The sequence below is a fragment of the Lapidilactobacillus mulanensis genome (genome assembly GCF_003946215.1).
In the GTDB taxonomy this organism is placed as follows: Bacteria; Bacillota; Bacilli; order Lactobacillales; family Lactobacillaceae; genus Lapidilactobacillus; species Lapidilactobacillus mulanensis.
This window is the reverse complement of sequence record NZ_RHOW01000002.1, coordinates 76,990-100,096: the sequence shown is the minus strand read 5'-3', so window position 1 is coordinate 100,096 and position 23,107 is coordinate 76,990. Positions and strand designations below refer to the sequence as shown.

Annotated in this window: 28 protein-coding genes; 25 read left to right on the top strand and 3 right to left on the bottom strand. The window is 39.8% G+C overall.

The features are described 5' to 3' along the window. Window positions 1-848, top strand: an 848-nt coding sequence (locus EKM67_RS01175; RefSeq protein ID WP_225417260.1) for a glycoside hydrolase family 3 C-terminal domain-containing protein, incomplete at its 5' end; no start/stop codon positions are given. Between the two features lie 40 nt (window positions 849-888). Here the strand turns inward: EKM67_RS01175 and EKM67_RS01170 are convergent. Together EKM67_RS01170 and EKM67_RS01165 are read right to left on the bottom strand one after the other, a co-directional pair. Then, a complete protein-coding gene (locus EKM67_RS01170) occupies window positions 889-2,025 on the bottom strand; it encodes a tyrosine-type recombinase/integrase (protein WP_125576429.1) in 1,137 nt (378 codons plus the stop codon). Window positions 2,026-2,042: 17 nt separating this feature from the next. After that, the gene (locus EKM67_RS01165) at window positions 2,043-2,777 is read right to left on the bottom strand and encodes a helix-turn-helix domain-containing protein (RefSeq protein WP_125576427.1); all 735 of its coding nucleotides are present in this window, start codon (window positions 2,775-2,777) and stop codon (window positions 2,043-2,045) included. 155 nt (window positions 2,778-2,932) lie between these two features. Between EKM67_RS01165 and EKM67_RS01160 the strand changes: the two genes are divergently transcribed. From EKM67_RS01160 to EKM67_RS10730, 22 genes are all read left to right on the top strand, one after another. Continuing rightward, window positions 2,933-3,139 carry a helix-turn-helix domain-containing protein gene (locus tag EKM67_RS01160; protein ID WP_125576425.1) on the top strand — a complete coding sequence of 69 codons (207 nt, stop codon included), beginning with the start codon at window positions 2,933-2,935 and terminating at the stop codon, window positions 3,137-3,139. A gap of 38 nt (window positions 3,140-3,177) precedes the next feature. Further along, a complete protein-coding gene (locus tag EKM67_RS01155; RefSeq protein ID WP_125576422.1) occupies window positions 3,178-3,372 on the top strand; it encodes a hypothetical protein in 195 nt (64 codons plus the stop codon). A gap of 516 nt (window positions 3,373-3,888) precedes the next feature. Then, complete coding sequence (locus tag EKM67_RS01150) at window positions 3,889-4,242, top strand: DUF961 family protein (RefSeq protein ID WP_125576420.1); 354 nt, start codon at window positions 3,889-3,891, stop codon at window positions 4,240-4,242. A 1-nt stretch (window position 4,243) separates the two neighbouring features. After that, window positions 4,244-4,639 carry a DUF961 family protein gene (locus tag EKM67_RS01145; protein WP_125576418.1) on the top strand — a complete coding sequence of 132 codons (396 nt, stop codon included), beginning with the start codon at window positions 4,244-4,246 and terminating at the stop codon, window positions 4,637-4,639. Window positions 4,640-4,722: 83 nt separating this feature from the next. Continuing rightward, window positions 4,723-5,223: an antirestriction protein ArdA gene (locus EKM67_RS01140; RefSeq protein WP_125576416.1), complete on the top strand. Its 501-nt coding sequence runs from the start codon at window positions 4,723-4,725 to the stop codon at window positions 5,221-5,223. A 47-nt stretch (window positions 5,224-5,270) separates the two neighbouring features. Then, window positions 5,271-5,750, top strand: a complete 480-nt coding sequence (locus tag EKM67_RS01135) for a hypothetical protein (protein ID WP_125576414.1) — start codon at window positions 5,271-5,273, stop codon at window positions 5,748-5,750. A gap of 43 nt (window positions 5,751-5,793) precedes the next feature. Next, complete coding sequence (locus EKM67_RS01130; protein WP_125576412.1) at window positions 5,794-6,480, top strand: hypothetical protein; 687 nt, start codon at window positions 5,794-5,796, stop codon at window positions 6,478-6,480. Between the two features lie 165 nt (window positions 6,481-6,645). After that, a complete protein-coding gene (locus tag EKM67_RS01125; RefSeq protein WP_125576410.1) occupies window positions 6,646-7,263 on the top strand; it encodes a hypothetical protein in 618 nt (205 codons plus the stop codon). Further along, a complete protein-coding gene (locus EKM67_RS01120) occupies window positions 7,260-7,727 on the top strand; it encodes a helix-turn-helix transcriptional regulator (protein ID WP_125576408.1) in 468 nt (155 codons plus the stop codon). Before EKM67_RS01125 ends, EKM67_RS01120 begins: the two co-directional genes overlap by 4 nt. Further along, on the top strand, window positions 7,720-9,057 hold the full coding sequence (locus EKM67_RS01115) for an FtsK/SpoIIIE domain-containing protein (RefSeq protein WP_125576406.1): 1,338 nt from the start codon (window positions 7,720-7,722) through the stop codon (window positions 9,055-9,057). Before EKM67_RS01120 ends, EKM67_RS01115 begins: the two co-directional genes overlap by 8 nt. Window positions 9,058-9,303: 246 nt before the next feature. After that, window positions 9,304-10,584, top strand: coding sequence for a replication initiation factor domain-containing protein (locus EKM67_RS01110; RefSeq protein WP_125576404.1), 1,281 nt, complete (start codon window positions 9,304-9,306; stop codon window positions 10,582-10,584). Beyond that, complete coding sequence (locus EKM67_RS01105) at window positions 10,581-10,889, top strand: hypothetical protein (protein ID WP_125576402.1); 309 nt, start codon at window positions 10,581-10,583, stop codon at window positions 10,887-10,889. Before EKM67_RS01110 ends, EKM67_RS01105 begins: the two co-directional genes overlap by 4 nt. 150 nt (window positions 10,890-11,039) lie before the next feature. Then, complete coding sequence (locus EKM67_RS01100) at window positions 11,040-13,727, top strand: VaFE repeat-containing surface-anchored protein (RefSeq protein ID WP_125576400.1); 2,688 nt, start codon at window positions 11,040-11,042, stop codon at window positions 13,725-13,727. A 116-nt stretch (window positions 13,728-13,843) separates the two neighbouring features. Then, a complete protein-coding gene (locus tag EKM67_RS01095) occupies window positions 13,844-14,053 on the top strand; it encodes a hypothetical protein (protein WP_125576398.1) in 210 nt (69 codons plus the stop codon). A gap of 24 nt (window positions 14,054-14,077) precedes the next feature. Then, window positions 14,078-14,290: a hypothetical protein gene (locus tag EKM67_RS01090; protein ID WP_125576395.1), complete on the top strand. Its 213-nt coding sequence runs from the start codon at window positions 14,078-14,080 to the stop codon at window positions 14,288-14,290. 29 nt (window positions 14,291-14,319) lie between these two features. Then, on the top strand, window positions 14,320-15,324 hold the full coding sequence (locus tag EKM67_RS01085) for a conjugal transfer protein (RefSeq protein ID WP_225417264.1): 1,005 nt from the start codon (window positions 14,320-14,322) through the stop codon (window positions 15,322-15,324). Next, entirely contained in the window at window positions 15,324-15,602 is a 279-nt protein-coding gene (locus EKM67_RS01080; RefSeq protein WP_125576391.1) for a TcpD family membrane protein, read from the top strand. The genes EKM67_RS01085 and EKM67_RS01080 overlap by 1 nt, the downstream gene beginning before the upstream one ends. Beyond that, entirely contained in the window at window positions 15,602-16,012 is a 411-nt protein-coding gene (locus EKM67_RS01075) for a TcpE family conjugal transfer membrane protein (protein WP_125576389.1), read from the top strand. The genes EKM67_RS01080 and EKM67_RS01075 overlap by 1 nt, the downstream gene beginning before the upstream one ends. Beyond that, window positions 16,013-18,508, top strand: a complete 2,496-nt coding sequence (locus tag EKM67_RS01070; RefSeq protein WP_125576387.1) for an ATP-binding protein — start codon at window positions 16,013-16,015, stop codon at window positions 18,506-18,508. Window positions 18,509-18,519: 11 nt separating this feature from the next. After that, window positions 18,520-18,687 carry a hypothetical protein gene (locus EKM67_RS10735; RefSeq protein ID WP_164506525.1) on the top strand — a complete coding sequence of 56 codons (168 nt, stop codon included), beginning with the start codon at window positions 18,520-18,522 and terminating at the stop codon, window positions 18,685-18,687. Between the two features lie 12 nt (window positions 18,688-18,699). Beyond that, window positions 18,700-20,706: a CD3337/EF1877 family mobilome membrane protein gene (locus EKM67_RS01065; RefSeq protein ID WP_125576385.1), complete on the top strand. Its 2,007-nt coding sequence runs from the start codon at window positions 18,700-18,702 to the stop codon at window positions 20,704-20,706. After that, on the top strand, window positions 20,706-21,728 hold the full coding sequence (locus EKM67_RS10730; RefSeq protein WP_164506524.1) for a C40 family peptidase: 1,023 nt from the start codon (window positions 20,706-20,708) through the stop codon (window positions 21,726-21,728). The genes EKM67_RS01065 and EKM67_RS10730 overlap by 1 nt, the downstream gene beginning before the upstream one ends. A gap of 159 nt (window positions 21,729-21,887) precedes the next feature. Here EKM67_RS10730 and EKM67_RS01055 read toward each other — a convergent pair whose 3' ends face one another. Then, window positions 21,888-21,992: a putative holin-like toxin gene (locus tag EKM67_RS01055; protein ID WP_225417259.1), complete on the bottom strand. Its 105-nt coding sequence runs from the start codon at window positions 21,990-21,992 to the stop codon at window positions 21,888-21,890. 189 nt (window positions 21,993-22,181) lie between these two features. Between EKM67_RS01055 and EKM67_RS01050 the strand changes: the two genes are divergently transcribed. Further along, on the top strand, window positions 22,182-22,727 hold the full coding sequence (locus EKM67_RS01050; RefSeq protein WP_125576383.1) for a hypothetical protein: 546 nt from the start codon (window positions 22,182-22,184) through the stop codon (window positions 22,725-22,727). Beyond that, window positions 22,720-23,103, top strand: a complete 384-nt coding sequence (locus tag EKM67_RS01045; RefSeq protein WP_125576381.1) for a thioredoxin family protein — start codon at window positions 22,720-22,722, stop codon at window positions 23,101-23,103. Before EKM67_RS01050 ends, EKM67_RS01045 begins: the two co-directional genes overlap by 8 nt. Window positions 23,104-23,107: the final 4 nt, after the last annotated feature.

Sequence of the window (23,107 nt, the reverse complement as noted above, 5' to 3'; positions counted from 1 at the left end):
TAATTTTTATGAGGAAACTGTGCTGGTACAAGGCCCGAGGGCTATTTGTGTACTTTCAACCTTTAGTGGTTAAAAATAAAAATAAAGTACTACCGTTGACTGGTCGAGTGAAAGTATATATTCCTAAACGCTATTATCCGGAACAATTGGGGTGGTATCTCAATAAAATTCCTAGTCATACTGCATACTCACTTGATGTAGAAAACACTTCTAAGTTTTTTCAAATAGTTACAGATCCAGATGATGCAGACATTGCATTAGTGAGAATTAATAGTCCTGAGCGAGGTTATGTCAAATATAATGGTTACGACCCAAATCGTGTCAGTGACACGGATAATGGATACTTGCCGATTTCATTGCAATATTTACCATATGAGGCAAAATTGGCACGTAAGGTTTCAATTGCAGGTGATAGACGTGATGGTCAGGTTCTTAACAGAAGTTACTTTGGAAAATCAATTGATACAATTAATCAAAGTGATTTAGAGCAGGTAAGAGCTGTTCGAAATCGAATGGGCAACAAACCGGTGATTCTGTCAATTGATACGTCAAATCCGTTCGTAATCTCGGAGATTGAACCGTACGTTGATGCAATTTTACTTGATTTTGGTGTTGATAGCCAAGTCATCTATTCGTTGATTACTGGAGCATCAGAGCCTTCTGGACTTTTACCATTCCAAATGCCAAAGAATATGGACACTGTTGAGACTCAAAATGAAGATACCCCTTTTGATATGATGACGTTTATGGATGAGGAAGGTAATTCATACGATTTCGGATACGGATTGAATTTTTCGGGTCGTATTACTGATTGGAGAACAACGAAATACACAAAGGATGTGTATTAGTATCCTTTGGGCATGAGTAAATTCACGGGAATTTGAAGCTTTAAAATTCCAAATCATCCAGTTTATCCGCCATCGACTTCTGCGTATTAGGGTATAAATGTCCATAAGTATCAATGGTAGTTGTTATTGAAGCATGTCCCATGCGCACTTTGATTTTCTCAGGTGACTCACCATTTTTGATCAAAAGTGCAACATGTGAATGGCGCAAATCATGTAGTCGAATTTCCTTTAAATCGTGTTCTCGAATAATTTCCTTCAGTATGCGATAGAAGTGGTCTCGATGCGGAATCACTTCGCTATAACTAAAAACAAACAACTTATCGGGTTGGTTGGCAAAATGTGCGCGCAGATATTTGCGTTGTGCCTTTTGCCAATTTTTTAACTCCTGAGCTAGAGCACTATTAATCGCAATTTGACGGTAACCCGCCTTGGTTTTTGGTGAGCCGACAATACTTTCACCCTTTAAGAAGTACATCGTCTTGTTCACGGTAATTTCTTGGCGATCGAAGTCAATATCATGCCATGTTAGCGCGATTTCTTCGCCGGCACGCATACCTGTCAAAAACGCGACTTTAAAGAACAGGTAGAACGGCGCTTGTTCGACAGGATCAATGTAGGATAAAAACTTGGAAAATTCTTCCACCGTCCAAAAGTTAAGTTCATTCTTCTGTAAGGGTGCTTTTCTAACGGCTTTGACAGGGTTACTCAGAATAATGTTGTCGAAGATCGCCACATCAAAGATCTTTTTTAGGATAATCATAATCTTATTCACAGTATTTGGGCTTAGGAGTTCACCTGTTCTTTGTAGCTTCTCTTTTTTTAGGAGTGATTGTTGGTACTCCTTGATAATACTAGGGGTCACCTTCTTAATATCCACATCTTTAAAGTAAGGCAAAATATGATTCCGATAATATTGTTGCTGCATGGCAAGATAAGAAGGCTTATTGTTCTCCGTAAAGTCTGCAAAATAGCGCTGAGATAAATGGGTGAAGTCATCACTAGATTCTACCCGAATATTGCCATCACTGTACAAAGACTTAATTTTCTTTTCAATTTTTTCGGCTTGTTTCTTGGTGTCAATACTGTAGACACGTTTACGCTTTTGCTTGCCAGTTACAGGATTGATGCCGAGACTGACATCAACAATATATTGGTCTTTGGATTTTCTTAACGACATATTTACACCGCCTCAAATTATAAAACGACACCAATGATTTGAAATTCATCATCTTCAGAGATTTTGATCGGTTTGTACTTTTCGTTTAATGAAATTAGGGCATAACCCCGTTTGCTGATACTGATCTTTTTTAGGTAACTTTCGCCATTCAGGAAGGCAACGATCATCTGTCCATCAAAGATGTCGGTTGTTCTCCTAACAAAGATGACGTCGCCATTTTCGTATCGAGGTTGCATGGAGTCCCCATTGACGAGTAGGGCGAGATCGTAGTGATTTGGTAAATCGCCATAGACAACCACATCTGTAGGATTATCATACTCAAGTAGAAATTCTCCGGTACCAGCGGAAACGACTCCAGGGACAGAAATTAAATGCGGTTTGGGCATGGTTTCTTTAATGTGATTTGAGAAATCAATCAGGTTATCGGATTTACTGATCCAACCAAAACGATTCTGTTCGTCAATTTTTGTGTTGATGAAGTCAAGGGTTTGTTGTTTGTTCGGTTCATTCAATTCGTTAAAACGCGAGACAATATGATAATTGTCATTTGCCTCCGGTGCTCCCATTAAAAATGCAGTAGTTGTTTGCAGCGCCTTGGCAATTTTTTCAAGGTTCATAACGGGGATATCTGAAATTTCACCATTCTCATAGCGATAGATTGTCGTGCGGTTGAGGTTAGCTTTTTCTGCTAATGCATCAACGGAAAGTTTTAGTTGCTTGCGTTGCGTTTTAATGCGAGTTCCAATATTCATTGGCTTACCTCCACTAGTTTCTTTTAGTATACCTAAATATTCGCAATATTGCAATATGCATATTTGCGAATATGCGATTTATCTATTGACGATGTTTTGCTCCCATTGTACTATTAGGTCATCAAATGAAATTGCTTTCAAATGGAGGGGTCAAGATGAATCTAAAAAGATTACAAGACAAAATCGTCGAGCAGAATCTCACTCAAGATTATATTGCACAGGAATTAGGAATTAATAAAAGCACCTTATATCGGAAAGTTAAACGAGGAACTAATGGGTTTACAATTGGTGAAGTCGGTCAAATAAAATCAATTCTTGAGTTAAGTACAGAAGAAACAATGGATATTTTTTTTGAAGATTAAGTCGCATATATGCAACATCACTTATGGAGGTGAATCAAATGGAGCCACGAGAACTTGAAAAGGAATTTCTAACCGCAAAGGATATCGCCGAACTACTCGAAACAAGCATTTCAACTGCTTACGTGGTTATTCGGCAATTAAATGCAGAATTGAATCAAAAAGGCTTTCTCACTAAGGCAGGTCGAATTGCAACAGCGTACTTCGAAAACAGATATGGCATCGGCGACAAATAATAGTTATGACTTCACCCAGCACTTGAACGGCAATTCAACTGTTGGATTGAGGTTGTAAATCATAGGACCTCTACTTGATCTTTGAAAACTGAATAAAAAAAGGCATTCAAGTCGATGGACGACTCAAACACCTACATAATAACTGACACTTAAATTGTAGACTGTGAGAGCTCAAACGTCAACTGGAATGTTGCGGGTTGTGCACACCAATTTGAAAAAAACACAGAGTCGAGAGGGCTTAGTACACTTTCTCGCCGCGCTGTACAAAAAACTGCGTGCTACGTGGCCGAGCCACTGATTGGTTAAGAATACCTACTAGTACATTGAGCGGTATCGAACAGATTGCTGAAATTCAGATCTTTGATGATTTTAACGATGGATTACCATCGTTAATTTAGTGAAGATCTGGGTAGACTAAAAAGGAATCCGGTTCTGTAGCTTAACAATGTATGATAAGCGCGAAGAAATGAGCGGAGTCGCTAAGTTCCATACTACAAATAGAAAGAGGTATTGGTTATGGCTTTAGATAAAATTATCCCTAATATGACCACGAGTTTCGGAGAATTGCTTTTCCGCAAGCCACTTATCGATAAAGATGTTTATGTTCGTGAAAATAGTCGGCGAGTTCTTCAAGAGCGGTGTTATGAGTTGGCATCTTCAGTTCAAGGTGGCGCTATTGAAGTCTATATTCCAGCAGGAGCTGCGCAAATTTCGACCACTCATGATGGTGAACCAGTAAAATTACGTGGCCCTTATTTGACGGTACGAGCTAATGTCAGTAATCGAAATGTCGAAGGTCGACAAGCTAGAGCGACCTATGAATTGATCTTATCAGCACGCGCAATTCAACTGATCGGGGAGGAAAAATAAGATGGCCTATATTCAAGCAGAGAAGATTGACCCAAATTTTGAAGCAACTTTTGGAAAGCTTCTTTTCCAACGCATCAAGTATCAAGATTATGAAAGAGATATTGAAGGAAATGAAATCCTTGATCAGGTCACTGCCAGTCATCTTGAGCTATATTCTTCAGTTCAACATGGTGAGATTGCGGTGGTGTTGACCGGCGATGTGCAGGGAGATTTCAAGTATGGTGATGAGGTGAAAATGGAAGGGATCACCATTGACCCATATGCAATCGTTCAAGATACGAGTGGTTTTAATGTTAACAAAGGTTTTTCGACAAAAATCAAATCCTTGGTCAAGGTAACAAAAGCGGCAACTAGAACCAGCGTCCCATCGCAAAATAATAATAAGTCAGAGAAATAGATCGCGTGGCAGTTTTTAAAATAATAGTTAATAAGCACTTACTGAATTCTGAGTAGGTGCTTCATTTTTTGTGAGGTGTAGTTATGCAACAGATGTTAGGCATATACCTTGTTTCTAATGAGCATCAGGATGGGTCAGAAAATAATGGCGCCTGGTTTGACTGTCCACTGTCACCTGAGCTGATCAAAGAACGGCTAGGAACTTTAAATGTTCATGTGGAAGATTATGATTTTGACCATGAATCTTTTGAGCTAGATATCTTTGATAAAAGCGTTGAAGAAATCAATCGGTTATATCGTTTGATCACAGAAATATCGGAGGTGGCAATGTTATCTGGGCCAGCAGTTATTGCGGCAGGTTTGTTTACCAACTTTGATGATTTTGTTCATCACTGGACTGAATTAAAAATATATCCCGAAATTGAAGGCAATGCGGATTTAGGTCGTCATATTTTTGAAACAGATACAATACAATTGCCTCATGATATTTCTGACTATGTTGATTTCAACAAGTTGGGGCGCGATTACTTGATCAATGCATCGGGTGCGTTCAGCCGCATGGGGTATGTCGAAAGGCGTGCGTAATTATCTGAATCGGAGAGCGTCTTAAATAATTGATTGAGGTGATCTTGATGGGATTAGATATGCGAGTGTATTTAAAAAAATATGGTGGTTCAGATGGCGAATGGTTTCGTTGCCCGATTGATTTTGAAATGGTCAAGCGACGATTTCACACCTTAATTGTTTATTCGTACGAAAGCGAAGCCCCGTTTTCACTACAAACATGCTATATGGTTGATGAAATCAATGAAATATTTCGTCGCGCGGTACGTGTTAATGAAGAGGTATTGGAAATTGCGGATCAGTTGATTGCCTATGGCCTATTTCAGAATCTGGATGATTTTCTCAACAACTGGGATTCACTGAATATTTATCCGGATGTGACTGATTTTGAGAGTCTGGGGCAGTTGGCTCTGGTGGATAAATATAATGAAATCGATCCAGAAACAGATTTTAAAGTAATTGGTCAAGATTACTATACTCGATCTGAGGGAATCTTCACTCGTTTAGGATGGGTCGAACGAATGGGAATCAATGTCAGTTCTCGCTGAAATATGATAAATCAGTAGATGGCAATATGAGGAGGTGAAACAGATGCCTGTGAATTTAGTCAAAGAATTCAAGAGTTTTATGATGAATCAAGAAATTGTATTTGAAATGCAATCAGATCGTGAAATCACAATTTATCCAAAGAGCAAGGAACAGAAACGGGATGTCTATTTTTATGTGATGCATAAGTTTGCCGATCAGAGGCAGCTTGAGATTCACTATGATTACTCGCAGATGAGTATAGAAAGTAACGAAAGTCGAAAAATGGCACTGGAAGAAATAGAAGGATTCGCTCGTGACTTTCATAGCTTTATTGAGATCGATCATGGTAATGAAGTGAAGATTTTTTATCGTACTGAAGGCACACGTCGGGTCATTGCCCGGTTCGTTAAGAAATATTATGATCGTAAGTTCTTTTTGGATGAAAGTGCGACAGCCTCAGATTTTTTACACATCACCTTCAAGGCACTGTATGTTGACGGTATGGCTTTATCTGAAGATGTGTATGAATATTTCACTAAAAAGTTGACGGCAATCGCTGAATCGTATCATTCTGAAATATCTTTTGTGTCAATTAACGAAATTGTGGTAACAAGTCCTACAGAAAAGATCCGTCAGAGTCTTAAAATGCGTTTTCGGGATTACGAGAACGTTAAGGTGTATCGGGATAACGGAACCACTAATTATTTACGGATCACCTACGTTCTTAGTGCTTCGGAGGCAACGGGTTAATAAGTTGAGTTATGATTTTACAGAGGCAATGCTGGTAAAAACGACAGCGTTGCCTTTTTATTTTACTGAAGGGTTGATGTTAAGCTGAATGCACAAACTAAGGAGTTTCAAAGCTTTTTAGATGATCAAAACATTGTGCATGAGTTTGAATCGGAGTTTGAAGTCGTGATTTATCCGAAAAATGTTGAGGATAAACATCAAGTGTATTTGTTTTTGAGAAGGAAATTGATTGGTCAAGTGCAACTACGGGTTAGATATGATTATATCGCTTTAAAAACAGAATCTTATCAGCTGTACTGCGAAGCCTTAAGAAGGCTAAGAGTACTAGCGGTTAACAATGGCTGCATCCTATTCGAAAGCAGTAAAACGTCATTTACGATTTACTATCGAACGGCGAGTGCTAAACAGATTTTACAACAGGGCATCAAATCATACTATGATCGAAAATTCATGCTGGATCCGCAAGGTGAACGAACAGGACTACTCTATTTGCAATTGAAGCCACTATACGCTGACGGTGTGGCTCTAAATCAAGCAGAGCTTTTTGAAATCAGAAAAAGACTTTTTTCAGTGGCCGAGTTTTGTCATTGCCAGCTTATTCAAAGTAGCCAGTTTGAGTTTATGTGTTACGCGCCGAATCCAACGATTTTACAAATAGTCGATCATAAGTTGTCTTGTTATCGAGGGCTACAAATCTGGGATGAACACAACGATATTCGCAGGCTGAATGTGATTACGGAACTTACAAATAATATTGATGAAATGAGAGCGATCAAGAGATGAAAGATGGAATTAAGAATCAATTGTTGGCAGTGACTTTGAAGCACGCGCGTGAATTTCGAAAATTAACCCAGCAACAGATGGCGGATAAACTAGGAGTTTCTAGACAGACGGTCAGTGATTATGAAACCGGTAAATCCAGCCTGACGTTTAAGCAGATTCATCAGATTTCAGAGGTGTTAGATCTTGATCCTTTTGTGATTGCACTTGAAGATGCTAACTCGAAAAAAATTCGCGACGCAGTCAAACTTTCAAACAAATTGTCGATGAGCGTTAAACAATCGCGTAAAGAAATGAATCTTGTCTTATCGAAGTGGGTACGATCGAAACCAGATGACGCCGTTAAAGTGTTGGTCATGAAAGCTGCATTAACGACGTTGTGGGATGCATTTAGTGAAGAACAACGTGAATTATGGCGTATAACGTTAATATCCCAAGGATTTATTAGTAACTCAGACGATGTTTAAATATCATGGTCAACGTATCTTTCGCTACCATCAATATGGGCTAACACTGGGATTTTTGTCATTGTTTCTGCCGTTTGGAGTTAGTGGATTGATCAGTGGTTATTTTCTTCGGGATTGGTTGATCCTAGATATTGTGGCAACCACATTAATTGTAGTGATTGGAATTTGCCTAGTTTTATTTGTCGTGAGCCGTAATATCAAGCGTCGAGGAGTCTTTGCACAGGTTAAGCAGAAACAAATGTTGGCACGAATGATTCTTTCCAACAAGTATTATGAAATCAAGAAACGCCAGGATAGCGGTAAATCGAGAGAGAAAATTATCATGCCGAAAGTTTTCTATCGCTATGGCAAGAAAAAAGTGATCACTGAAATTACCATGCCAGCTGATGGTGGCCGTTTCCACGATCGTTTTCTCAAAATGGGGAAAACGTTTGAAGAAATGTATGTAGCGGATTTAATTGAAACTTCGCGTGAGATTGGCTACGTGACCTACAGATTGCTGTGTGATGTTGTTGGTAATCGGTACAGTCTTCAACAAGTCACAACTGAAGGGACACAAATCAACCTGATGAAAGGGACAAGTTGGAATTGGGATAAGGCACCGCATATGCTAATATCGGGCGGGACCGGTGGTGGCAAGACTTACTTCTTATTTTCTTTAATTTATAAGTTAATGCAGATCGGGATTATTGATGTTTGTGATCCTAAGCAAGCGGACTTGGCTGATTTAGGCGATATTCCGGCATTTAAAGGGCATGTTTTTACGACCAATGACTTTATTGCGCGTTGTCTTAAAAATGCTGTGAAGGATATGGAGCAACGTTATGCATATATGAAGAGCTTGCCGAATTATGTTTCCGGCAAGAACTACTCGTATTATGAGATGCCACCACACTTTGTGATCGTTGATGAATGGGCGGCTTTTATGTCCACTCTGAATTATTCAGAAAGTGATGAGATCCTGAAGGATGTTAAGCAATTGATCCTGAAGGCACGACAAGCTGGTGTATTCTTAATTATTGCGACTCAACGCGCCGATGCGGAAAATTTTGGTGGTGGGATTCGCGATAATATGATGTTTAAGGTGACCTTAGGACAATTGGCACCCGTTGGTTATGACATGATGTTTGGGGATGAGAATAAAAACAAAGCTTTTTTCAACAAAGATATTCGTGGGCGGGGCTATAAATACGATTCCAGTGGGGTGCCATCTGAGTTTTATGCGCCATTGGTACCTAGTGACTTTCAGTTTATGACTGAATTCAGAAAAATTCAACCGATGAAACCATTTATCATGAACAGCGCAGAGAAGAAAGAAACAGACGACTAGGAAATCGACAGTGTGGCGTGACCCGGACGGGAGCAGGTATCCTGCGGACAGTGCCGGCGGTAGCTTAAGGCACGTGTCTGGGTAGTGGAGGCCAATGTTTCATTGGCTGGAGCGTTAGCCACACGTTCGGGGCGCTTGCGCCCCGGACCTTCAACCCCCCTCTGTAACACGGGGGTTGAAGCCTAACATATTGACCTCATTTGATGGAATTAGCCTTGATATAACAGCAATCTTGGGTGTTCTAAAATGGGGCAAAAAATAGAACACCAAAAAAGAGGCGATCAACAACAAAAAATGGAACTATTAACAAATATCTCGCTAGGAAAAGCGCTCAGAGATTATCGAAAACGCAATAAACTTACGCAAGGGGATTTAGCTTTTCTATTAGGAATCGATCAAAAGTCGATCTCTAATTATGAAATGGATGCACGGTACCCTGAAGAAGAAGTCCTTGAACGTATCTATGGATATATGCCCTGGCTAGTCAATAATGGTAATCCGCTGGAATCGATTTTTGATTATGTTCGGGTACGTTTTAATAATCTTGACCCTAAGTTCGTGGTGACTAATATCCTAAACTTGAAATTAGATTTTTTTCAGGAAGATGAACGATATATGTTGCATTATAGTTCTGCGCTTACGTATGGCAATATTCGGGTCCTGTATAGCCCCGATAAGAAATCACAGGGTGTCTTAGTTGAAATGACCGGATCTGGTTGTCGTCAGTATGAATATTTGTTCGCGACAGACGGATTTACATGGACGAACTTTTTTGCAATTTGTTTACATTTCCAGGGTGTCTTTAAACGAATCGATATTGCCGTCAATGATTATCTTCCAATGTTAAAAATACCAGATCTGATTGAACGCTTGAATCGCTTCTACTATACGTCCAAATTTCGAACGATTAATTGGCATGGTGGGGTTCACACGCCGGTTACAATGGAACGTCTTGGAGAGTCTTCCGGCAGCACCATTTACTTTGGAGCCGCAAAATCTAATGTCAGGATCGTATTTTATCAGAAAAACTTTGAACAAGCGGAAAAATATGATGTGCTTCCTGAAGACTATCCTATTAAGAATCGTTACGAAGTTCGGTTCAGTGATGATTATGCGGAAGATGTTGCCTATCAGTATTTGTCAGAAGCTGATACGACGAATCTAGTTTTAGGTGTGATCAGTAATTACATTATGTTTCGCGAGAAGCCTCAAGATGAGTCGTTGTTGCGAAAAGATTGGGAAGTTTTGCAGGACTGGTTAATTTTTTTGAATGATGTTCCTGATGTTCACCTCACGATGAAACCAAAACAGTTTAGCGTTGAACGAACCATCAATGCCCTGTCTCATCAATATGGATCAGCAATTGCCATGGTTAAAAGACTCGACCGAGCAACAGGATCAAACTATATTGATAATATCGTCGATAAATCAGAAATGTCCAAACGACATGAAAAAATGTTAAAGGGCTATTTAGCGGAACATAGCGAGCTCATTGAAGATCCAAATTGGAGTATGGCATCAGATTGACAGTCAACTTGGTTGGCTATTTTTTTACCCTAAAAAATAAAGAGAAAGGAGTGAGAGTTGTGTTGATCGACACAAGTGTACCCGTCAAAACAAGGCTTGAATTGAAAAAGGAAACCGAACGTCTGGTTGATGGTTATCGAAAGCAAGGTATTGAAAGTATTACGGTTGATCAAGCGTTTCGCGGTCTTGATGAAGGTGATCTATTAAGAGCTTTTTCATTATTACAGAGACGAACCGATTTGATGCTTGAGTTGTTTTTTGACCATGAATACAGCGTTTATCGTTATCGTATGCGTTTTAAATAAAGGAGTAGGGGAAAATGAAAGAGACAAGAGCACGTCCACATAATGCCGTTGTTGGCTGTATCAATGGATTGATCATTTCGTTACCAATTTGGTTATTGATTTATTTTTTAGTGAAGTTATTTTTTGAATGAACAAACTGGAGGTTAGGTAATGAATCAGAAATTAATGAAAGCCCATAGTTTCAAACGACCATTGCTTGTTATCATCGCATTCCTATCGGTATTAATGGCTGCCTTTGTTAGTCAAGAAACTACGACGAAAGCGGCAACTGTAGATCTAAGTTATGGCGCTGGATATGAATCGAATATCTACACGCACTGGACCAATACGAACGGGAAAACTATTGACGAAGGTACGTTTATGTACAAGAAAATCGATGGACGAGAAGTATTCTGTGTGGATTTAGGTGGTAGCTTAGATTTTCCAACGAATCCTGGCTACGTTTCGAAACCCATTACGAGTGAACTGTATCAGAAGTTATCGGCCATTGCTTATTACGGCTGGTATTCGAATACGACCACCACAGACCCGAACAAAACAATGTTTACGCAGTGGATGATTTGGGAGACGTTGGGAAACAAACTTAATTCAGTTGATGACGCGGGTTATCGCGCTAACTACAGAGCCTTTAAAGCGATGGTCAACCCTAAAGTTGCGGCCTATAATAAGTTGCCTTCGTTTGCGGGTAAGACGATTGATTTGCAAGCTGGTAAAAGTACGACGCTAACGGATGCGAATGGCGTTTTAAACACTTATAATGTTAGTGCGACAACTAATACTTCCGGAGCAACCTACAAAGTTAGTGGGAACACGCTGACGATAACGGCTGGGGCCTCTGCAATCAAATCAGGTACGCTCAGCTTTCGGAAAAACATTGCGGCCGCTTATCAAGGGTCGGCTTTGTTATACACCAAAGCCGGTTATCAAGATGTGGCAAGCATGAAGCTTGATCCGTTAATTGGAGAATATAAAGTAAACGTCAACATCATCAGTGAAACCACTGTTGATCTTCAAAAAACAGATGTTGAAACTGGTGCCGCTCTTTCGGGTGTGACTTTTGCATTCACGCGTGATGGCAAAGACGCTGGTGCGTATACAACTGATGCCACCGGTAAGATTACCTTCAAGAAGTCTTTTGATCAAATGCTTGGTAAATGGACTTACAAAGAAGTCAAAACGGTTGCTGGTTATGAACTCGATAGTAAGGTTTATGAATTTGTGATCGGTAACGAAGATATTGGTAAGACGATTTCTTTAAAAGCAACTAACAAACGTTTACCTGTAACTATCGGGACGACTGCTCTAGGCGAGGCTGAGCACAAAAACGACGCCTTATCTAAAGTCACAATCAACGATACAGTCACTTATAAGAATTTAGTTGTTGGTAAGACTTATACCATTAGTGGTGTGTTGATGGACAAAGTGACTGGCAAAGCCGTTTTAGTTAATGGCAAGCAAGTGATTGCAAGTAAAACTTTTGTGGCAACACAAGCCAACGGATCGATCGTTATTCCCTTTACTTTTGACGCGTCCGGTTTACAAGGACACTCAGTTGTCGCTTTCGAGAGTGTTTCTAGTGAGGATAAACAATTAACAACTCATGCAGATATCAATGATGGTGGTCAAACTGTCGAATTCCCAAAAGTTGGGTTTCACACAACGGCAATGGGTGAGGCTGACCATAAGAATGATGCGTTATCTAATGTCACGATCAACGACACGGTTGCTTATACGAACTTGACTGTTGGTAAGACTTATACAGTTAAAGGGGTATTGATGGATAAAGCGACTGGCAAACCTGTTTTAGTTAATGGCAAGCAAGTGACGGCTGAAAAGACATTCGCTGCAACTTCTGTAAATGGTTCAGTAGTGATCACTTTTGTTTTCGATGCTACAGGCTTACAGGGACATTCTGTGGTTGCGTTTGAGAGTTTATATCGTGACGGCACAAAGCTTGGTACTCACGCAGATATTGACGATGACGGTCAAACAGTCGAGTTTCCAAAGGTTGATCTTCATACAACTGCAGTGGGCGAAGACAAACACAAAAACGACGCGTTATCTAAAGTAACAATTAACGATACCGTTGCTTATACGAATTTGACTGTTGGTAAGACTTACACAGTTAAAGGTGTACTGATGGATAAAGTAACTGGTAAACCCGTTTTAGTTAATGGCAAGCAAGTAACTTCTGTAAAAACGTTCGTCGCTAAAAGTGTAAATGGTTCAGTAGTGGTCACGTTCGTTTTCGACGCTACAGGCTTACAGGGCCATTCTGTGGTTGCGTTCGAGAGTTTGTATCGTGATGGCGTCAAACTCGGTACACACGCTGACATCAACGATACAAATCAAACTGTGGAATTTCCAAAAGTTGAAGTTAAGACAACCGCAACTAGAAATGGTAAGAAAATCGTTACTGCTGCTAAACAAATGACAGTTACCGATGTTGTCGAATATAAAGGCTTGACTGTTGGTAAAACTTACACGGTCAAGGGTCGCTTGATCGACAAGAAAACGGGTAAAGTGATCGCAACGAAAGAAATTACTTTCGTTGCCAAGACGGCCAATGGTTCTGTAGAAATCAAATTTGCTTTTGACGGATCGAACTTAGGTGGTCATGATGTTGTTGCGTTCGAAGACTTGTATCGTGATGGCGTCAAGCTTGGTTCACATGCAGACATCAATGATCAAGGACAGACGGTGCATATCAATGAAGTGCCGAAAATAACATTGCCACAAACCGGTGAGAAAACGAATCTTTGGTTATCTGCGATCGGTATTGGCATTTTGGTATTTGCGATTGGTGCATTTTTATTTTTTAAGCGTCAAACAAAATAGTTTCGAAAAAAATCATGATCAGTAATTATAGATCATGATTTTTTAGTTGTGGTGTGCTGCTGGAGAAAGTAGCGGGTTGATGGTGGGTGAATCTAAAATTTTAGAGGTGATGATCAATGAGTGAAGATCTATTATACGCATTATATCGGTTGCAGAATTCATTAGCCGAAACGGGTCATGATCAAGAATTCGTTGATGACTTGGAGCGTTGTATTGAGACCGAGGATCGTGCAATGACGATTGATACTGTTAGAAACATTAAATTGCAACATGGCTATACTGGCCGCTACAATCGTAAGTTGCAAGTGATCAACGACTTGCTTTAAATACTTGAAAACAGAGGTACAGTCATGAGAAAACAAAAGTATCAAGTTTTTGATTTAGAGGATTATACAGATGTGCTTGGCTATGCAGATTCGTTGATGGAAGTTACTGAACTAGCGCGTAAACGGAGCCGTGAGACTGATGGGGATTGTGCGATTTACTATTGTGAATTAAACGAGGACACAGATCAATATGAATTTCGTAAACGAGTGTTGGTTTGCATTGACCAAGATAGTTAGTAGTCAGAGGTGGTGATATCTTGAAGAAAGTGAAGCGTGAAAAGAAAAACTTTGATCCGGTCATAAAAGAGAAAAAGTTTAAGAAATCTAATATGCGAGGACTCAAGTTTACAATTCTTGGGTCTTTTGTTTTGATCATTTTAGTTGGCGTAATGGCAATTTTGATGAGTATTGCGGCGACTAATCGATCCGCGAGAGTTTCAAAAGAACTGGTCGCGGTACAAAAATTGGTGAACGTCAAAAAAGAAGAAGTCGCCACGTTGACGCCGGCAGTAACTGATTTTGTCAATAAATTCGTGAAGACCTATATTAATGTTCCGAGAACTGATGATGATTTTAAAGCGCGTGAGAAGGATTTGGAGACTTATTTTGCGAGTGGCTTAAAACAGGGTGATATGTTGGATCCTAATTCAACGCGAACGTTAAAATCAGCTGAAATTGTTGATTTTAAATCAGTCGCAGATGTGGATACAGCTTTTGTGAAAGTGACCTATGATCTGACCACGTATTCGCAAGTTGAAAGAGAAGTCATGGAAGGTAAAAAGAAAGTTAAAAAAATGTTTGAACAGTCCAATGTTTCAACAGCTTCTAATGTGCTCGCAGTACCAATTAAACAAAGTGGCAAAACACTGGCGGTAGTCGCTGATCCATATTTTACGGATTATTCACAGCCAACGTCTAAGAAGAAAGTCAATTCATTGACGACAAAGTTAACTGAGGACAAATTAGTTAATACAGCTACGGATAAACAGATCCATAACTTCTTGGATATTTTCTTTGCGAAATACACGTCTGCAAGCGATACAGATATGCAGTTTCTGATGAGTGATCCAGAGACGGTTCAACTTGATTTAGTTGGTTATACGGCAAAAAATTATAAGTCAGGCAAAGGCTTTATTTCAAAAGTTGATGTGCAGTTTACGGAACAGAATTCAAAAATTGTTCGTAACGAACAAATGACGCTTTATTTGAGCAAAAAAGATAGTACGTATTTCATTGATAAATTAGTACACAACTTAGGAGATGGCAAATAATGTTTACAAATATTCTGGCAAATTTACTTGAACAAAATGAGGTTATCGCCGCATTACCTTCGTTACAGCAACTTTATGACTGGTTGAAAACACAAGGCCAATTAGCGTTATATATGGTCTTGATCATCATTGGGGTTTCACTGGCATTTAAGAAAGAGTTTGGCAAAGCAGTCGGCGTTGTGATTGGCTTTGGTGCAATTGGTTTCGTGATGTTAAATCCAGACACGGTTATTGGTTGGTTCAAGGCTATTGCCAACTTACTTGGCGGTGGCGCTTAATGGCTAAGTATAATTATCGACAGATCATGAATGAGCCAATCGTGATCCAACAATTGACTGATCGATTATCGTTGCCGAAGCCAATTGCCATTTCAACGATCATCGTGTTTGGTCTGACGGCTGCGGTTTTATATTTTGTGTTTAACGATGTGATCTGGTTGATCAATGGCGTTGTCCCAGGGACTTTCATTTTGGTGTATTTGGGAATTCCTTACGGTGCCACTAAAATATTAGGTATGTTGAAGTTTGATGGATTGAAAATGTCTCAATACCTCTCAAGTCGGTTTAACTATTGGTGGCAAGTTAAACGTAAGCATAAACAAGTTTATCAAGGAGTTTTAGTCGACTCGATCGATGACGAAGTGATTTTCACGTCGGTTAAAAAAGCACAAATCCAACAAAGAAAGTAGATGACCCGTTTGCTTGTAGAGAATCCGTTAAGATATTTAAAAAACAACATTCTAATTTCGAACAAAAATGATTTTTGGGCTTATTATCGGGTCAATGCAGAAAATATCGCTGATGGAAATACCCGTTATGAAGACGAGAAAAAGGCGCTATTCGAACACGTGATCAATGAGCTTAAAAATCAACAAGAATTTCATTTGATGTTGATTCCGGAAAACTTAGATTTAAGATCACGCTTTATCGCGTTAAGTGATGATTTTGCGAAAGACCTAGATGATATTCCGGAACACTTTGCAGTCCGGCAGATCGAAGGATTAGAAGATGAGATGGATGTGGTGACGCGCCCTTCTTTTTATATTGGTGTGAAGTTGAAGTCGGTTGATGTTGCCGAGTCGGCCAAAGAATTGCTAAAGCAGCGTGTCAATTATACGTTACGTCAAATTTATGATCTGTTGGGTTATGATGTGGAAATTCCGGCCGAAGAATGGGAGAACGTGGATCGAATCGAAGAAGATGTTTACTTCAAATTGAAACCGCTAGATGTTGAGCGGATCAGTGAGGATGAGACAACTTATATTAATCGCTATCCCTATATTCGCGGGACTCGTCATGATGTTCAACAAGAGAGTTCACTACACGACATTGCCAATATCGCGAACACTAAGGTTGATCCGCAAAAGACCGGTTTTTTAGGGTTAAAGAACGTCAGTGATAGCAGTGTCGTTTCTATGATTGCAGTTGATCTATTTCAGCCAGACATGGAATATTCTCACTTGTTTAAAATTGCGGATAAATTTAAATTTCCGGTTGAGTTGAATATTAAAGCAAAGTTCGCAGAAAAGAAAGGTGCACTTGGCCTAGAGTCAAAAGTAGAAGGCTTGCGTAAACGATTTAAGATTCGTGCGCAAGAGTCACTTGAGATTACGGATGATGAAGGTAATCGATCGAAAGTTGATCGCTTCCTGACTAAAAGCGCACGTGATGAATTAGAGGCTGGATCTGAATTTCTCGATTGGATCGCGGTATTTACGGTTGCGGGCCGAACAGAAGAAGGGTGTAAAGTCCGTGGTGATATGGTAATCAGCTATTTGAATTCACGCAAGATCACTTCGTTTCGTCCGCTTTATAATCAGCTAGATTTATTTTATAAGATGTTGCCATCGGCCAGTATTTTGGACTACAACAAATGGTATCAGAATTCCACGGTTGAAGGCTTTTCAGAAAATCTATTCGCGGTCACCAACGTGCTCGGAAATAACACCGGCTGGGTGATCGGTCGGATCAATATGTTGTCATCTTCAATTGACGCGAATGAAGCCATTAGATCGAGTAAGAAATTAGTATTGTGGAATCAATTAGCAGCCAATAAAAACCTAAAAGGATCGGCAACTGCAAGCCCCCATATCGCCATCACCGGTGAGACTGGTAAAGGTAAATCTTTCTTATCCAAGGTCTTATTCTTTTATATGACCTTGATGAATGCAAAAGCTCTGTATATTGATCCCAAGAAAGAATTCCGTAAATGGGTGTCAACGTTTCTTGATAATCCAAAGCTGGTTGAGCAATACCCTGATTACGCAAAATTATTGAATACGTATCACTATATTACACTGGACGCAGACGATCCCAAAAATCATGGTGCACTAGATCCAATTGTATTTTTGACTGGATCGACTGCTAAAACTACGGCAACGGCCATGTTACGCGAAATCATCGAACGTGAGTATACGGTTGAAACCGAATTAGCAATCAATAAAGCTGTAGATAAGATTATTGAACGTCGTGCAGCTGGCGAGATTGTCGGTTTACTTGATGTTGTTGATTTGTTAGCAACGGATAAAAACAAAGAGATTTCCAACTTAGGTCACTTGTTTCAATCAAAAATCGAGAATACGATCCTTAGTTTAGGCTTTAGCCATGGTGAAACAAACGGTGTGAATCTTTCTAATCGGGTCAACATTCTGGAAATCACGGGTTTGAAATTACCAAACGGTAAATCAGATAAAATGACTGAGGTCAATCGCCAGAGTATCTGTTTAATGTTGCCGTTAGGGAAATTCTGTGAAAAATTTGGCTCTGATAACAAGGATGAATTTTCGGTTGAGTTCTTTGATGAGGCTTGGATTTTTTCTAAATCGATCGCTGGTCAAGAAATTCTGGAAGATATGAAGCGGGTTGGCCGATCATATAACAATACGCTAATTTACACGACACAATCTGTCAATGACATTAGCGCCGATGAAGGCGGTCAATTCGGACAAGTTTTTGCCTTTGACAGTCGAGAGGAACGCCACTTGATCTTGAAGCTACTGGATATTGAAGACAGCGAAATGAACATTAAACGACTTGCGAGCGCGGTTCAAGGCCAGTGTTTCTACCGTGATATTTATGGTCACGTGGATATGATGACGGTCGACGCAACCTTCGCTGAATTGATGATCACTAATCAAACGGTGACCGCTAACAGTTCAAGTCGTGCTGAGGAACAGTTCAGGTAGGAGGACAATTTATGTATACAAAAAGAGTCGGTCGAAGTAAAAATGACGATCTATTTTTAAAAATAGATGAAGGTGGTCAATTTGGTCAGGTTTTTAAATTTGATCCGCAGGCAGAACGTGATTTTATGTTAAAAATGCTTGGAGTTGGAGCGGATCATCATAAAAGTTCTTCAAGCTAGGAGGTGAGAAACGTGCGTTTGACAAAAAGAAAAATAGAAGCGCTAGTTTTATCACTGGTGGTCATGATTTCATTTAGTAGCGTTGGTCAGGTGATCCATGCCGCAACAACGATTACTGGATATAATCTTGACAGTTATATGCCATACACCGGCAACAATTCTAGTGTGTTTGACTTTGGTAAGCATTTCGACGCAATAAGTGCGGTGATGAAAGCAATTGGCGTCTTTTTGTTTTCGGTAACGCGGGTCATTTATTCTGCCTTCGATACGATGATCGATAAATTATTGACAGTCAATATCTTATCTGATTTTGCTGGAACGGTTGGCACAATCGCAAACACGCTCTATCAGAACTTGTTTAATTCAATCGGAATGATGTTGTTTGTCGGCGTCGTGATCAGTATTGCCTTTTTGATGTTTAAATCACCTGAACAAGCGTTTAAGCAGTTTTTCAAAGTAGCTTTAGTGATTATTTTGTCGTTGGTTTGGTTCAAGCAATCGGGCTTTTATCTGAAAGCAGCCAACAATGCAATTACAGATTTACAAGACTATGCAACAATTTCGGTAACAAAATCGGCTGATGGTAATGTGACACTAGCCAAGAACGATAAAGAAGCAAACACTAAAACGGATTTCAAGGCACAAGTTCGCAAAACGTATTTTGACAACACGATCGAGCGTCCTTTCTACCTGATGAATTATGACTCGCTGGATCAAAAGGTGATCACTGATGATGGAAAGCGACAAGCAACAGCGTTATTATCTAAAGATCCGTCGCCAAGTGTGGCACAAAAAAATGGTCAAGAACAAGCTGACAAGTTTAACAAGTACAAAGACTTACTACCAGATAAAGTGACTAATTATGCTGTACAGGAAGGATTTTTAACTCAGAAAATAGGTATTGCGCTATTTTCGATGGTGCCAGCGCTTTTCTATGGAATTCTGTTTACGATCATTGCGTTAATTGTGGTGATGTTGCAACTGATAGTGATCTTGCTAGATTTATTTATGCCGGTCATTGCGGTTATCTCAATATTGCCTAAATATTCGAACATGCTGGTTAGTACGATTAAGAGTATGGCGACGATGATTCTGGCTCAGGCACTTTTCGGTGGTGTGATGATGGTGATTCAGTTCGTCTCATTTTTGAGTGATAAGTTGATTCCGGTAAGTAACGTCGGCACGTATGAAGCTAACTCATTGTTTACGATCATCGTCATTTATGTGATGTGGAAGTTTCGGAAGACGATCGTTAACCTTGTTTCTAAGCCGATTTCTTCATCGTTGGGAACGGCAAAAACTGAGAGTAAGTTTGCTAAAGACGGTGTCAAGAAAGCCGGTAGCTTAACCAAAGCGGCTGTTATTGGTGCAGGAGCAGGAGCTTTGGTTGGAGCAAGGACTGCTGGTAGTCATGCAAAATCTGCTTTAGATGTTTACAACGCCGGTGGCAGTGAGCTAGAGACAGCTAAGACAGCTTTATTTGGTGCGAAAGATCCGGATAAAAAAACGCCGGTTAAAGACTTCGCTCGTGGACTGCTACACGCTAAATCGATTCGTGAAGCGAACCTGAAAAATGATGGTGTTGAAGAACCAGAAGTAAAGCCTGATGTTGAGAAACCAGAAACAACAGATATTCCACCACTTAAAGAAGACTCGAAAGAAAAAGAGGATCTAAAGGATTCTAAATTACCACTTGAGAAGCCAACGGAACCTGAAACATCAAAGGAAGGGGATCTCGAACGAGTCGCGACAGACAAAGTCCAAAAGACGAAACAGCTGAAAGATTTGTCAACTGATGATCCGATTCATAAACAGCCCGATATCAGTAAGGTGGAGCATGATGATCCACAAGATAATAAGGTGGATGAGAAATTAACGGATACTAACCTGACTAAGTCACATAGTCTTTTAAGCTATTTAAAAGCACGGCCAAGACGTAATGTGGGCGAAGCAAGTATGCCGCCAGCTCAATCAAGCGAAGAATTTTATAAAGAGTTAGAAGACGTGAGGCAAGGCTAATGAAGAAAATTTTAATTAGTTTTGCTATTTTTATGTTGTTGATTATCTTTATCCCGCTGATGATGATCAACATGTTTGCCAACAGCGATGAAACGGATTCGGAAAGTGAAGATGTGGCCTGTTCAGTTGTAAGTGGCGATACTAAACTAACCACAAAAGAGTTTGACGTGGCCAAGTTTAAAAAGGAAATTCAGGCAAAAGGTCACGCCTATAAAGACAAAGTAGATAAGATTATTGAAGTTGCAAATAAAGCGGGCGTTAATCCGGCCTTAATGGCGGCAATTATGGCTAGTGAGACTGGTTGGGGTGTTTCCGACGCGATCAAATATGACAATAATCCTTCTGGTCAAATGAATAGTCAAGGTGTCATTCACTACGAAACCCTAGATAAGGGCATTGAAGCGACCGGGAAAACATTAAGAAATTTAGTGGTCGAACGAAAATTAGATACGATTGCAAAACTAGGTAGTGCCTACGCTCCGGTTGGCGCGTCTAACGACTCACAACATCTTAATAACAATTGGGTGCCAACCGTTTCAAAAATCATGGAACAACTTGGTGGCAATGTAGATAAGATTTTTACTGGTGGCGGTTGCGAGAGTGATGTTCAAGTGACCGGCGAGAAGATGAATTACTTTGATGAAATGTTTGAGCGTGGTAAATCAGTGATTGGGACACCATATTCGCTTGGAGCAGCACAGACAATGTCTGATCACCCTGCGTTCTTCGATTGTGGGTCATTTACGTTATGGCTGTTCCAAAAACAAGGAATAAGCGTTAAATTCAACCGAATTGCACAAGATCAATACAACAAGACGACCCACCCGAAAGAAGCCAAGGCCGGCGATTTAATATTCTTTCAAAAGACCTATGATACTGGCCGTAGCGAGGTAGTGACGCATGTTGGCATGGTCGTTTCTAAAACACAGTTTATTGGCGCCAATGGAAGTGGTGTGGGTATTGCGGACTTCACCAAAGGTTATTGGCAACAACATTTTTATGCGTTTGGACGAGTTAAATAGATACGTGGCAGTTATCTTGAAACAATTAGTATTCGTGTTATAATGAATGTATAAAAAGAAGCCCTACGTGAATAGGACTTCCGTGCAGATCCGTTTAAGACGGTTGGCATAATTAGATGATGTAGCTACCCAACTTTGGTCAAAAAGTTTACTGGGCGGCTATTTTTTATTGCTCTTAATCAGTTCCAAGACAACGGTGATTAGGGCTAAAATAAATAGTCCAAAGCTAATCATCAATTGTAGGGAATCTGATACGGACAACACGACGCCTCCTTTCACTAAGATTTTGTCCTATTTTCATAGGCATCAACTCTTTCGTGAGGGATTTGCCAACCGCCTTCAACTTATCTGCTACTGTGATTATATCATAGGAAACAGTAATTTAAGAATTTACTTTAAGACCTCTAGCAAAAATGCTGAGGTCTTTTTATTTTGTCAAAATGAGGCGATCAAATGAACAGAGTAATCAAAGGATTAATGCTTATCGTGGCTTTGGTGATTGCAACGTTAATTGGAACAGAAATAGGTAGTAGTCAGTCTAAACAAATAAAAGTAACCGAAGGCTCAAAACTGACGGCGCAATACAACTTGTTACAAAAACGTTATAGCCAATTAAATACGAAGTATCAAAAAATGATCAGTACCGGTGAAGATCAAACTGATGTAAGCAAGGCAACTAAGTTCTTCGAAGAAGTTTTTAACTATGACAATAATACATCTCGATCGCACTTTAACAAGGCACTGTCGTTTGGTAGTCGACAAGCAGTGTCAGTGTTTCAAGTTGACGGAGACGCGTTACAACAAGCTATGGGAGCGCTGAGTAGCAGATTAGCAGGTGTGCAATATTATCGAGAGATTGGATCTGATGATATTCTGGCGATTGTGACAAATGATTTCACCTATCGAGACCAAGCAACTAAACAGACGTTGATTTACGACGTGACGCTGGATCAATCGGGGAAAATTCAGAAATTGATCGTGAGGAATTTAAATGATTAGAAGAACTCTGAGTGTTATCGGTGTGTTGGGTGTGGTGTTTGGAATCTCATGTTTCTTCATGAAAAATCAAGTTAATCAGCGTAATTATGTGGATCTGTCCGTTCGAGATCCGGAAGTGATTGTTTTTTATAAAGATACTTGTCCGACCTGTCAAAAAATGTATCCTAAAATTTATATCAAGTCTTTGAGCCGTTTGAAGGTGGCACAATTTGTTAATATGGACGCTAAGAAAAATCATCAGTACATTAAAGAATATAAATTGAAGAAGGTCCCGACGGTGATCAATACGAAAACAAAATTGCGTTATGCAGGTGTTGATTTGAGGAAAATTGATCAAGTTATTATTTCGTCAAACAAAAATAAAATTCATCATTGAAATT